Here is a 14,959-nt window from a genome sequence, read left to right on the forward strand (position 1 = left end):
TCTTACAAGTCCATCTCTGTCATGGATTGATCATCTAAAGCGGCGCTAATATCACGACCACTGACTATGTCACTCACAATTTCCACTTGCCCATTGCCTGACGCCTCTGCGTCATCACACACACTAATTCGTTTGGCAAATGCTTGGATGCTCGGGTGTTCAAATACATCTGCCACCGTGCACCTCACAGAAAAGTGCCGGTTCACTCTGGACACTAATTGCATCGCTAACACCGAGTTGCCACCACTGTTAAAAAAGCTTACGTCAGTACTGAGTGACGATACTGGCAGCAAGTCGATAAAAAAGGTCTGTAGTTGATTTTCGATAGGCGTGCTAGGCGCACGAAATATCTCACTTGAAGTCGCCTCAAGCTGCGGTAACACCAATGCTTTTAAGTCGAGTTTGCCGTTGGGAGTCAAAGGCCATGCTGAAAGCCAGCTTACATACTCTGGCACCATGTAGCTTGGCAGCTTCATCAACAAATGCTGACGAATCGCACTATAGCTCCACTGCACTTTTAGCTCACCGTGATCAATACAATAAGCACATAGGCAATCCGTACCCGCACTATCGCGCTTTACCAGAACACGTACATCATCATTACCCAAAAGCTTTTGTATTTGATGCTCAACTTCAGCCAACTCTATGCGATGGCCATGTAACTTTATTTGGTTGTCTAAGCGCCCTTGCAGCTCAAAACTGCCATTGGGTAAGCGACGCGCCCTATCACCACTTTTATAAAGCCTGATTGGCGTACCGGCTAAGTTATGCTCTATGAAGCTGTGCTCTGTCAGTTCTGGGCGATTTAGATACCCTTTGGCCAAACCAGCACCACCAATCCACAACTCTCCCCACACGCCTATTGGCAGTGGTAAGCTGTCTCGCTGAGTCAGCTCTGGCATGACAAACAACGCGGTGTTATCTATCCCATTGCCAATACCGATATTATTCGTATCCGTTATCCGTTCGACACTTGACCAGATAGTGGTTTCGGTTGGGCCATACATATTAAATAATTGCCCTCCACGACTAAGAACCGCCTCAGTGAGACTGCTGTCCAAAGGTTCACCACCACATAATAGTTTTAAGTCGGATATACAATTTGGCGATGACTTAATCAGCATTTTCCATAGCGTCGGCGTCGCCTGCATCATGCTGATCTGTTCACGGTCTAATAACTCTGCAATTGCCAAAGGGTCACTGCACGCAACATCATCGGCTAGATACATAAATGCGCCGTGTAAAAGAGGCAAATATAATTCCAATGCCGCAATGTCAAAGGCAATGGTTGTAACAGCAAGCAAGCGATCCGAGGCGTGTATACCTGGCACTTTACCCATTGAACATAAAAAATTTGCCAGCGAGTCATGACATATTTCAACGCCTTTTGGTCGGCCACTTGAACCAGAGGTATAAATAACATACGCCCGTTGCAGAGGGTCAATACTGCGACTTGGTTCAACCGTATTACATGCCAAAATAGACTCTGATTCCCGCTCTATGTTGACACTGTTACAACAGCTTTCAAGCATGTCTTGAATGTCACTACACTGCTCATCAAACAGCACTAGGTTGGTTTGCGAGTCCGTTAGAATCTCCCTTACTCGCGCTTTGGGGAAAGATAAATCCAACGGTAAGTAGGCCGCACCTGTTTTTAATACTGCCAATAAAGTCACTAACAATTCGCAGCTGCGTGTCATCGCGACGGCAACTAGAGACTGCCTATCAATACCTTGTTGAATCAAGTAGTGGGCTAATTGATTTGAGCGTGAATGCAGAGCTGAGTATGTCAGTTGCTTTTTCGCATCTCGCACAGCAATGCGATCGGGTGTCTCCTCAACTTGCTCTGCAAACCCATCCAATAGTAAGGTCGCTTGTTGCCCTCGCTGCACTTTGGTGATTTGCTCCGACACAACTATTTTCTGTTCTGCTTGGCTTAACAGCGCAAACGCATTATTTGATAAAGGCAGTTGCGCTGTGACTGTGGTCAACAAGTCTACCCAAGCTTGGCCATATGATTGCATCATAGCCGCATCGTATTTATCGCGATTAAAATCCAGTTCAAATAACCAGTTATCACCTACATTCAAAATATTACAATTTAAATCGAAGTGACCGAAGCGAGTCTCGCTAGCAACTCCGCTCACAGTGATGTCTGCAAACTGAGGCAGTTGACTCATGCGATCTAAGTTAAACACGGTGCTGGGTAAGATGACATTTCGCTCAGTAAGCCCCGAGTATGGGTAATTTGCGTGATCTAACCCAGTTAACATTTGCGACTGAACTTGCTTCACGACGTCACTAAATGTGCTTTGCGCCGTCATAGTAATCACTAACGGGATCATATTCGTACAATAGCCAATCAACTGCTGATCGAGTAACTCTGCGTCAAATTGCTTGGCTAACAGCTGACGTGCCGATACTGGCACATTCACCGCGACTACAGATTGTTGACTCAGCTTGTGCAACCAAATCACATACCCTGCTAATAATGTTGCAAATAGCCCACAACCTTGTGTTTTTGCTAATGCCGTTACATTAGCAATCGCCGTAACAGGAATTGGTAGCTTGAGTTGCTGTACTTCATAGCTTTGCTGCTGAGAAAACGACTGCTGTGTTGGTAATGAAAGGGCTTCACATTGTGCTAAATTTTCGAGCCAGTAACGCTCGTCGGTAAGAAACTGTTCTGATTGACAATATCGTTCAAGCCCAGCAACATAATCCGAATAACGCACTGAGTGCTCAAAGTTATTGGCTGTTTCATTGTAATGCGCAGCAATTCGCTCAATGATGAGTTGCAGTGATATGCCATCACACACAACATGGTGAGCCACGATACTTAGATAGTAAGCTTCATTTGTACATAAAAGCACAAAACGACTTAAGGCTTCTTGGCCAATATCAAATGCCTGATAACGCCACTTTGCTAATGCCTCTGACACAGAATCATCACACGTGGTTGCGTTATCCAGTCTAATGATATTGAGCTTCGGGGCTTTGGACTGCGTGTGTTTCAGTTCATCAATGTCAACCCCCATGCTTAATATCGGAAACTCACTGACCACCTTATCTATCGCTTGGCGAAGTTTATCCAGTTGCACCTGACCACTCAGCTGTATATTGGCTTGTAAATGATACGCGAGCGCGCCTTGCGTCGAACGCAAAGCAAACGCTAACAACTGCTGCTGTGCATGTGTTAGCGCGAATGAAGTATTCTCAGATGTAATATCTTGTTGCTTGGGAGACTGCTGAACAAAGTAGCCAGCTTCTTTAAGCGCTAATGCACTGGCTTGTACCGCCTCGATAATCGTCTCGATGTCTTGCTGACTGTGGGCTGCGCTAATAAAGCAGTTGCGCCCTTCCCAGATGAACACCCCACGATTAAGTAATTCATAAAAGAATACATCCAGATTTTGCGCAAAAGTAAAACGAAATAATGACGAAAATGCTTCAATCCACATGGGGATGTCATTTTGCACAAAAAAGTCATTTAACGTGTTTTGTAGATAACTGGTTTTTTGTGAAAGCTGTTCCTGTAATTGCGGCCCGTGACGCTTAATTTCTCTCAGCACGGCAGCTGCACTGGCCATACTCAGCGGGTGCTTACAGAACGTACCTGCAAAAAATGTTGTGTCGGCTTGAGGGTAAGAGTTATCGCCATACTGCCAATCTCCGCCATCAATGCCATCTAAATACTCAGCACTGCCCGCAACCACCCCAATGGGTAGACCTCCACCCACGATTTTCCCATAGGTCGCCATATCTGCTTGGATCCCCAACAGCGCTTGAACGCCGCCTGGATGGGCGCGAAACCCTGTGATCATCTCATCAAAGATTAGGGCAATCCCCAATTCTTTCGTCAATGCCCGCAGCTGTTTCAAAAACTCAAACGGTTGCAACGCTGGGTGACGGCTTTGAACCGGTTCTACCAGTACTGCCGCAATGGTACTTGCATGCTCACGGATCTGATCTAGCGCAGATTGCTCTCCATATTCCAGTACCAAGTTTCGGTTGATTGCCCCTGATTGGATACCTGAGCACATTGCCTCTACCCCAGCACCATCTGGGGTTGGGGTAGCCAATGTACCGTCATAGTGGCCATGATAAGCGCCAGAAAATTGCACTATGCGATCACGCTTCGTCTTATTTCTTGCCAGACGCACAGCCGTCATCACGGCTTCTGTACCAGAGTTGCAAAAAGTTACACGCGCCAAGCCCGTCAGCTCAGACACAAGCTCTGCCACTTCACACGCAATTGGGCTCGCCAGCCCCAATTGCATACCACTATCCAATTGCTCAGCCACAGCTGCATTGATGAAAGCGGGCTTGTGTCCAAACAAGTTAACGCCAAAATCCATGGTGATATCTATGTATTCATTACCATCAATGTCCCAGATCCGCGCACCTTCGCAACGTTTAGCAAAGATGGGATAGAGCATCTCTTTACTCGATAAACGAAACCCCGCTGAAGCACGGCAATCGGCTAGGTGCTTGCGATGTGCCGCCACCAGCTGCTTGGAGCTCGCTGTTTTTTGACAGTATGCTTGCCCAAGGTTGGATGCATGCGCTTGAACTTGCGGGGAGCTTGCCACCGATTTGAATTGCTTTTTTCCGAATCCAGGTAGAATCGTTTGAGTAGACGGTCTAGAGATCCCCGCATCAGCACTGCTTTCACCTGACAGATTTGACCCTTGTACTAGACTCTTTACTTCACTCTGTACTTCATTGTTTAACCATCGCAACTGCTGTGCGGTAACCGCCTCTACGCCTTGCTTGGCAATTTCACTGGTAATCGACGCAGCAGCTTGTAGCTGAGCTTGGCAAATCGAAGCAATCAGGGTGTGCTTATCCGTCACTGGCGTATGCTGCTCGGTGATGGCAATCTCATTGGTTGCCTTTACGTCTTCTTGAGGGGGTTCAGTCGGCCTATTCTGCAGGCAGTCACTGTGTGAAATCACATGCTCAACGAGCAAGTCAACACAGCTCAGCTCCTCATAAAACTGGCGAACACTAAACTCAAGACTAAACTGCTTTTCATAAGTACGCACTGCGCGCATTATCATAAGCGAGTCGACACCCATTTCGAGCAAAGGTAAGCTTGTGTCGATCTGCGAAGCAGGCATCGCGAGCTCGGTGGCCAACGTATTTAGTATAAATTCTCGAATTGCAGCACTTCTTTGCCCATTATCTGCTTGCTCAGGTGCAAGGACCACAGGTGCAGACACAGGTTGCGCCATATCAGGGGAAGTGATCCAATGGCGAGTTGGCTCAAATGGATAAGGCGGTAGAGGTACTTTAGGCAGCTGCACGTTTTGTAGTGCAGGATAAATTTTTGACCATCGCAGTTCACATCCTAGATCACAGATACAGGCGACATCAGCTGCCAACCTTTCACAATCATTACCGATGGCATTAAATACACTCAAGTATTCAGCATCGGTACGCGGCAAGTTCTCCTGAATAAGCGCACTGAGCACAGGTTTGGGCCCTACTTCCAATGCAATAAAGTGTGCCAATTTCCCCAATGCTTCAATACACCCGTCAAATTTCACAGGTTGCACTATTTGCTCAATCCAATAGCTAGGCTTAGTTAATGCTGCGCTTTCTGCCTCCCCCGTTTGGGAAGAAATAAAGGTGTATTTTGGCGCACTAAATGCTGTGTTCTGTGCAACTTGTGCAAAGGCCGGCAGCACGGGTTCCATGAGTGGTGAGTGGAAGGCCCGAGCAGTATTTAAAGCTTTAAAAGGAATATCTCTTTGTTCAAGACTTTGACTTATCTTAGCTATCGCATCATCGCTGCCAGAGAAAACAACTCCCGCTTCACCATGGTATGCAGAGATGGCAGCTTCATCACGATATGGGTTAACAAGCGCTTGCGCTTGTTTATTCGTACATCGCGCTGCAACCATTTTTCCATTTGCAGGTAGTTGCTGCATCAATTCAGCCCGAGCCGCCAACAACTCAATACCAGCAGACAATGACATAACACCCGCAATACAGGCGGCAGCGTACTCTCCCACACTATGGCTGACTAATACATCTGGCTCAAGGCCAAAATCTATCCATAGTTTAGCCAGTGCGTATTCTATGGCAAACACGCAAAGCTGTGCCCAACGTGCCTGGTTCACCAAAGTGCCTTCGGGATCTTGATACAATACGTGTAATAAACGCGCGTCGAAACGTGTGCCAAGCAGCGCATCACATTCGTCGATTGCAGCTTTAAATACAGGCTGGGTTTCGTAAAGTGCCCGCCCCATTTCTGGATACTGCGCACCTTGACCGGTGAACAAGAAGACCACTTTATCCGCAGCTTTTCCTTGGTGTGTTGTTCCTTGCGGCGCTAGCTTCGCTGGATCATGGAGCGAATATAAGTGCTGAATCAAATCCTCTTTACATGCGCCATAAAATGTTTGCTTTACGCCTTTTATCGCAGGGCTTTCAACACATTGGTAAACCAAGGTATTAAACTCTTGCGCATTGGCGGCCGATAACCGCTCCCCATAACGCCTTGCCAATTTTGCTAGCGAGTAAGGGGATTTAGCACTCAGTGGCAAGACATAAAAAGGCGGGGTTTGGTTGAGCTCTGACGCCTGTTTGGCTTTGTAGGGTGCCGACGCACAGATTACATGGGCATTCGTTCCACCAAAACCAAATGAACTGAGGCCCGCCAATGCCATGTGTCCGGCTGATGCAGGCCAAGTTTCAAGTGTTTCAGGTGCTTTAATTGCAAACTTATCCCATGGGATGTGTGGGTTAAGTCGCTCAACATAGCGCTGAGGTGGTATTTGCTGATGGGCAAAACATAGTAACGTTTTAATGAGCCCAGCCAGCCCTGCGGCAGATTCGAGGTGGCCAATATTCGCTTTTATCGAGCCAACTTTCAGCGCTTCTCCCTCACCTCGACACCCGTATACCTGCTGTAAAGCCGATACTTCTATCGGGTCTCCAAGCTCAGTGCCCGTGCCATGTGCTTCCACATATTGCACTTGCTGCGGCGACACTTGTGCATTGTCCAATGCTGCGCGAATGACATCTTGTTGCGCTCGGCCATTTGGTGCCGTTATTCCATTGCTACGGCCATCTTGATTTACCGCACTGCCTTTCAACACCCCATAAACCACATCGTCATCTTGGATTGCTTGCGACAATGGTTTTAATAAAACACACCCCACGCCTTCGCTTCTTACATAGCCATTCGCATTAGCAGAAAAAGTTTTGCAACGGCCATCGCGCGCGAGCATTTGCGCATTGCTACAGGCAGCGCTTACATCGTCACTTAAAATAAGATTGACACCGCTCACCAAAGCCATAGGTATTTGCCCTGCCCGTATTGCTTGCATCGCATGATGCAATGCAACCAGTGACGAAGAGCAAGCCGTATCAATGGCTAAACTTGGGCCGGTAAAATTATAAAAATAAGACAGTCGATTTGCAGCGATACTAAGCGCAGTACCAGTCCCTAAATACGCATGACTTTTTTCAGTTTGTTGGCAAATATCAAAATAATCGCTCTGAGAAATGCCAACATAGACGCCTACACGCTGACCTGCCAAATTGGCAGGTGTATAGCCTGCCGATTGAATCGCATGGTAGCTATTTTCTAACAGTAACCTTTGCTGAGGGTCTATGTGGCTTGCCTCGCTTGGCGCTACGCCAAAAAGCGCGTGATCAAATTGATCTATGTCCGCCAGATATCCGCCAAATCTATCGCCATTGATACCTTCCCCGAGTGCCTTACGAGCGTCGCTTGGCAAAGATATAGCATCACTCCCCGAGCGCAGCAGCTCCCAAAGCGCTTCTGTATTTTCGGCCTCAGGATAGCGGCAAGCCATACCTATCACGGCAATGTCTTCGGCACGTGTTGTCACTGTGGGGTGGTTTACAGAGTCGGTTTTAGCTTGGTTGGCGTCGCCCTCTTTGCGCTTTATTTGATTACGGTTTTGAGGTCGCTCTAATTTATTTAAAGCTTGTCGTACTTCTTCAAATTGACAAAGATATTCAGCCAGTTGAGTGATACTTGGATATTCATACAATACGGTGGACTCAAGCTCAATACCATGTAACTCCATCAACTCGCCAGAAATGCGCACCGCTTTCATAGAGTCGACTCCCAATGATAAGAAAGACGCATCTAATTCAAGTGTATCCGCTTCAACACCCACTTCTAACGCGATAATTTGTTGTAGCAACAGGCTTGCGTCTAGTGTGAGAGACTGGTACTCACTGTGTGGTTTTGCCTGCTCTGAGTGATCAGTATCCATTACCGTGGTAGACAAATACTGAGCCAGTGGCTCAAATTGCGCTTCTAAATATCGCCGCCTATTTTCTTGGCGTTGAATTTTACCGCTCGAGGTTTTACATACGCGCCCAGGCTTTATTAACAAAATATCGTACGGTGTAACCCCGTGCTGTGCGACGATCGCAGCCGTGATATTGGCGAAAAGCGAATCAGCATTGAGTTTTCGCACCGCAGTACGCTTTACCTGTTGCACGATAACCAAACGCTCTTCATCGCCCACGGTAATTGAAAATGCCGCGCCTCCGTTTGCATCAAGCGCGTCATCTGCTTCACTGACGGACAACTCAATATCTTGCGGGTAGTAATTTTTACCTCGGAATATCAGTACATCCTTGGAACGCCCAGTTACAAAAAGCTCATGCTGATGCATAAAGCCGAGATCGCCCGTACGTAAATAAGGCCCATCCTGCTCGTCGCGAATGTATGCACCAAAAATGTCTTTACTCAGCTCTGGCTTATTCCAATATCCTTGCGCAACGCTTGCACCTTTAACCCAAATTTCTCCAATTTCACCATCCAAACAACGCAGCTTGGTCTCTGGGTTAACTATCGCTATAGCGTGGTTATGCCAACTATGGCCGCTCGAAACCGCATAGTAGTGCGCTTCATCATTAATAAGCTCGGTGCGAGCAGGAAAGGCCTTAACTTCGGCGCGGTTTTGCAACATCACTTTGCTGTCGAGGCAAAGTATGGTTGGTGCCTCGAGCACATTACCACCTGTGGCAAACAAAGTGGTTTCAGCCATGCCGTAACACGGCGCAAGATTTTCACGTCGAAATCCACAGCGTTGAAACTTTTGATAAAATCGCTCGAGCGTACTCGCTCTGACAGGCTCAGCACCATTTAATGCTGATTGCCAGTGAGATAAATCTAACTCCGCTATTTGTTCATCAGTGACAGAGTCGACGCATAAATCATAGGCGAAGTTGGGGGCACTAGAAGTCACCCCTTTAAACTCACTCAGCAATTTGAGCCAGCGTAACGGCTTTTGCAAAAAGTAAGTCGGGTTCATTAGACAAGCCGGCGCACCAATGTAAATAGGCTGCAAAATACCGAAGATAAGCCCCATATCATGGAAGTGAGGTAACCAACTAACAATGGGCGTTGATTCATCATGCCCAAACGCCACCTTCATCATCTCTTCATTATCAGTAATATTACCGTGGCTCACCATGACGCCCTTTGGATCGCCAGTGGAGCCTGAAGTATATTGTAAGAAAGCGAGCTCATTTGCTTCAGGATTAGCGACTTGCCAACTTTCAGGGACCGCTTCTTTAATCGAATCTGTTGCGAACAAAGCCAGACTATTAAGACTCGTTTCGGCTTCAAATAATGGTCTGGCTATGGCGTTTACTTTTTCACTGGTTAACACGCCTTTAGCACCCGCATCGAAAATGATGCTCCTCAGTCGGGCGATATTTTGATTTTTCTTAGGAGGATAAACAGGAACAGCGACCACACCAGCGTACAAACAAGCAAAAAATGCTTCAATAAACTCAAAACCAGAGTTGTACAGCAACAGCGCTCTGTCACCTTTGTCAAAATGGAGACTTAGCTGTGCACCGATTTGTCGAGCTCGATAATCTAACTGTTGATAAGAAAGGGTTTTACTAGGGTGGTCGTCAGAGAAGAAGTAATGAAAAGCGGTATCGTCACCACGTGTATTTGCCAATGTAACTAAAGCAGTCACCAAGTCTATTTTCATGCCATGCCCGCAAAAAAGAGTGATTAAGTGATCTCTCAGTTATGAGCTAGGTCGACGTACTCAGTTGGAAATTTACGCAATTTGGTACTCTATCGCAATCCTAGCTATAACCATAAAATTGAATAAATATAATCAATTCAAAATTCACAACGAACACACCAACAAGTGCACGGCCTCATTAGGCCACCATTTCATCGGTTATCGCCGTAATTAACATGGCTGACTAACTAACACTTTGCTTAAAAGGCCGTTAGTCAACTGCGCCAAAGCCACCAAAAAGAATTGTTAAACAACAACTTAATGAAAGCCTTTTAAAAGAAAATGCTACTCACGCAGGTACGACAGCTGGACTACAAAATACAATACCTAGAATACTGAATATTCTTTTTTTAAAAAATACTGTGCTTATGATGCTAACACACAAAACAAAAAAATAAATCAAAATTACTTAAAATTAACATTGACTTAATTTTTTGTACCGAACAACACGTAAGAATTATCGTGTTTTCTAGTTGAACACTACCTAATTCACTATTAAGGGTAAATTACTCAACATTACATATATTTATATAAACAGGAACACGAAAACAGTTCCTCAACCATTGCACAGCCTCGAATAATCACTATACAGATGTAGTGTGAAGGCTTTTTGAAAGCTTTAAATAACATAGAAAGCATTTGATTCTTATACATTTAGTGAACTTCTATAAGGTGCGTGGTGGTGGTATTAACGTCTCCTTCATTGCTCGGTTGCCTTAATCGCGTAATGACGCTATCACTCTTAAACATATCTTCTATCAAGAGAAAATCTGTCATTCAAACCTTTCGAATTAAACTATACTTAGCTCGAAGGTGACCAGCAAAAGTCAGCATAAACCACTCCGATGTACATTTGCCTGGTGTTGTTTTTCCAACAGGAATAAATATGCACTATTTGCAGTAGCGAACTAAAGGATTGTTGGCGGAGGATAATCTCGAATTCCGTCATTCACGAACTGGGTGCTGAAGGACTAATAATGGATAAAGCGCGTTCAATAAACCTAAAAATATGGCTGACTCTAATCTCGACTACCTGCGCAGCAATATTCGCGCTGTCCTTAATCATATTTAGTTTTCAAGTTAAAAAAGACTTTTTGCTTGAAGATACGCAAGCTTACTTGTCCAACACTTTGATGCACGCCATTGCCAGCCTAGAAACCGCACACTCGGACGTGCTCATCAATGAAACCATTACCGCCACTTTGTTTGATAAGCACTTCTCATACATCCTCATCACGGACAAACAGCTTAAAGTGCTGTACAGCTCTGCCGCTAACCAAATTGGGGAAAATGCAATGGCACTGGCCCCTCAGTTATCGAATATCGTTGTGGGACTCTCAAATGAAACCCCACTTATTCAACGTTTTGATCCACAACAAGAGACCTATACTAGTTACGGAAAAATCACTTACTCAGACTCTCAAAACCATAACCCCAACACGGTACCTTTTTTAATCGTGACAAAATATTCACTCGCTGAGAAAATCAGCAGCCTTTACACACACTACAACCGTAACGTTTGGATCATTGTCGCCTCTGTATTAGCCATCTCGTTGCTCGCCATTGCCATCAGTTACTTTTTCATTCATAAACCCATTGCTGTCTTGGTGGAGCTCAGTGATAAGCTGGGTGACTTTAAATTTAATCACAACACCAATATAGCAGGCAGCGGCGAGCTTAAACGGCTAGCAAACAACCTTCATAGCGCGTCCAAAACATTGCAGCAAGGTTTTGAACAGAAAAACCAAGCACAGCAAAGTGCAATAGAGAAGCAAAGCGTGCTGGAAGGGATTTTTTCAGCACTTCCTGATATCTTTTTCATTGTCGATAAGGCGGGTAAGATTTTAGAGTGTCATTACGGGAGTAATGGCACTATGCACATTCCTGAAACGCCATTTTTAGGCCAAAAACTGGTGGACGTTTTACCTACACATGCAGCCAAACACTTTACCAAAGCCATCTCAGCGACGGAGCAAAGTGGCCAACTTACTCAGATTGAATATCGCATTGACGGTGAAACAGCGGGTAAGCACTTTGAAGCCCGATTAAGCTCTATTCCTGACTCGAATAAGTTAGTTGTGGCAGTACGAGACATTACGGATAAAAAGCGTCAAGAGGAAGTAATATTACACCATGCTTTTTATGACACTTTGACCAAGCTGCCCAACCGATTTCTCGCGCTCGATAGACTGCAACAAATGATCCATGAGGCCAAGCGAAATCAGCAGTTGATCGCCGTTGGCTTTATCGATTTAGACGACTTTAAAAAAGTGAATGATTCTATGGGCCATGAGGTTGGCGACAAGCTATTAGTGCATTCGGCAAAAATATTGAAAAACGCCTTACGTAAACAGGATACCGTGGCGCGGCTGGGCGGTGACGAGTTTATTGTCTTACTGGGAGATATCGCTGATCAACATCATATTTCTGCAATTGCTACTAAGTTGGTACACTTGTTTCGCTCCCCTTTTGAAATCGATGATCGCTCTTTTACCATTTCACTGAGCTTAGGCCTCGCTGTATTCCCACATGATGCAACAACACCTAACGAGTTGCTACGAAAAGCGGACTCTGCAATGTACAGCGCTAAACATCTTGGCCGTAACACTTTTTCATTCTTCACAGAAAGCATGAGTCAAGACTTAAACCGTCGCCTTATGTTGGAAGAAAAAATGCGCCTTGCACTCGCTAACAACGAATTTGAAGTATATTTTCAGCCGCAATATGATTTGTGCAGCCAGTATGTTGTGGGTGCAGAAGCCCTATTACGCTGGCACGATCCTGAGCTTGGCTGGATTTCTCCAGGTGAGTTTATTCCTTTGGCTGAGCAAACGGGGTACATCATTGAACTTGGACAATTTGTACTAGAGACTGCCATTGAGCAAATCAACCGCTTACAGAGCACATTAAATAATCCATTTCGTATTGCTGTCAATTTGTCACCCCGTCAGTTCAAAGATCCCAACCTCGTCAATTCCGTCAGTCATTTAATCAATCAATTCAAAATAGATACAAACTTACTGGAACTCGAGATCACCGAAGGTGTACTACTAAGTGGAGATGAATTGGTCAGAGACGCCTTATTTGAATTACACCAGCTGGGCATTCTCATTTCGATGGATGACTTTGGTACTGGCTATTCGTCCCTCAATTACTTACGGCAATATCCATTTGATGTATTAAAAATTGATCAGAGCTTTATTTTCGATATGAATACCAGTGAGCAGGTGAAGCAGCTCGTCAATGCCATCATTGTTATGTCGCATAATTTAGGTATAAAAGTGATCGCCGAAGGCATTGAAACCCAGCTACAATTAGACACTTTAGCAGCCATGAACTGTGATTTGGGTCAGGGATACTTTTTGGGTAAACCGATGTCAAAAATTGATTTTGAAGCGTGGTTGGCGCAATATGCTCACCAACCATTGAATATTGAGAATAAATCCTTGTCGATACAAGACTATTAAAATGAATATGTTAGTATTGGGAAGTAGTGTAAGGATTTAGAACATGAATATAGAACTACTTGTTAGTAAAGCGAAACAGGTCTGCGATAACCGCGGGGCCCGGTTTACGCCGATTAGAGAAAAAGTATTTCGATTGCTCGCGACGAAACAAGGTGGCGTAGGCGCTTATGATCTGTTAGAAGAATTAAAATTAACAGAGACAAGTGCGAAGCCTGCTACTGTATATCGTGCGCTAGATTTTTTGGCTGAGCTTGGCTTCATCCACAAAATTGAAAGCACTAACTCGTTTATGCTGTGTCACCATTTTGACCATATCCATCCGGTTCAGTTACTGATCTGTGATAGTTGTGGGCACGTGCAAGAACTGCATTCTGGTGCAATCTCTCACGAATTGAATAACTTATCAGCAGAAAAAGGCTTTAAAGTTAAAGCACAAACCATCGAAGCTCACGGGCTTTGTGAAAAGTGCCAACAGTAGTGCAGCTGATAAAAAAGCCACTACACTTAGACAATGACTGCAACAATGAATAAAACAAGGGAACAATAATATGAATGTTGAGTTCATCAACCCTTTTTTATCTTCACTAATAAATGTATTAGCTACGATGGCACAAACTGAGCTAACGCCTGGTAAGCCAAAGATAAAAAAAGATGAAGTCGCCAGAGGAGACGTGTCGGGATTAATCGGAATGGTTGGCCCACAAACCAAAGGATCTTTTTCCATTACATTTGATGAAAGCTTAGCTTTGGCTATTATGGAAAGAATGCTCGGTGAAAGACCTGATGGTATCAATGAAGAAGTCACTGACATGGTCGGCGAAATCACCAATATGGTCACCGGTGGTGCTAAAAACCTATTAGGTGAAAAAGGTTATGACTTTGACATGGCAACCCCATTAGTTGTTTCAGGACCAGGGCACACAATTACACATAAATGTGAAGGCGCTAAAATTATTATGCCATTCACATCAGATGACGGTAACGCAAATATAGAGGTCAGCTTCGATAAGCTATGAGTTGGCATCAAACTGTTATTACATTAAAGCCTCGTCCTCGAGGCTTTCATTTAATTGATGATGAGTTACTTACGTACCTCCCGCAGCTAAGCTATTACAAAGTAGGGCTATTGCACTTATTCATTCAACATACCTCTGCGAGTCTCACAATCAATGAGAATGCGGATCCTACGGTGAGAATGGATATGGAAAGTCATTTCAATCACTTTGTCCCTCAAAACCAGCATTATTACCAACATGATTATGAAGGTGACGATGATATGCCAGCACATATCAAATCCAGTACACTCGGCTGTGAGGTAACCATTCCAATCTACCAAGGCACGCTTAAGCTGGGCACATGGCAAGGTATCTACCTGGGTGAACATCGAGATCATGGCGGACCTCGTAGAGTTGTGGCAACAATGCAAGGGCAACTACTAGAGTAACTTGC

The 14,959-nt window shown here is 45.0% G+C and carries 5 protein-coding genes; 4 read left to right on the plus strand and 1 reads right to left on the minus strand.

What is annotated here, in order from left to right:
* Window positions 1-2: 2 nt before the first annotated feature.
* The gene (locus tag A7985_RS19740) at window positions 3-10,004 is read right to left on the minus strand and encodes a hybrid non-ribosomal peptide synthetase/type I polyketide synthase (RefSeq protein WP_065792206.1); all 10,002 of its coding nucleotides are present in this window, start codon (window positions 10,002-10,004) and stop codon (window positions 3-5) included.
* 1,016 nt (window positions 10,005-11,020) lie between these two features.
* Between A7985_RS19740 and A7985_RS19745 the strand changes: the two genes are divergently transcribed.
* From A7985_RS19745 to A7985_RS19760, 4 genes are all read left to right on the plus strand, one after another.
* Window positions 11,021-13,510: an EAL domain-containing protein gene (locus tag A7985_RS19745; RefSeq protein WP_065792207.1), complete on the plus strand. Its 2,490-nt coding sequence runs from the start codon at window positions 11,021-11,023 to the stop codon at window positions 13,508-13,510.
* Between the two features lie 43 nt (window positions 13,511-13,553).
* A complete protein-coding gene (gene zur, locus A7985_RS19750) occupies window positions 13,554-13,988 on the plus strand; it encodes a zinc uptake transcriptional repressor Zur (RefSeq protein ID WP_063373379.1) in 435 nt (144 codons plus the stop codon).
* Window positions 13,989-14,058: 70 nt separating this feature from the next.
* Entirely contained in the window at window positions 14,059-14,526 is a 468-nt protein-coding gene (locus A7985_RS19755) for a chemotaxis protein CheX (RefSeq protein WP_063356314.1), read from the plus strand.
* Complete coding sequence (locus tag A7985_RS19760) at window positions 14,523-14,954, plus strand: secondary thiamine-phosphate synthase enzyme YjbQ (RefSeq protein WP_065792208.1); 432 nt, start codon at window positions 14,523-14,525, stop codon at window positions 14,952-14,954. Before A7985_RS19755 ends, A7985_RS19760 begins: the two co-directional genes overlap by 4 nt.
* The last annotated feature ends 5 nt before the right edge of the window (window positions 14,955-14,959 follow it).

The organism is Pseudoalteromonas luteoviolacea, from assembly GCF_001696455.1.
Lineage (GTDB): Bacteria > Pseudomonadota > Gammaproteobacteria > Enterobacterales > Alteromonadaceae > Pseudoalteromonas > Pseudoalteromonas luteoviolacea_C.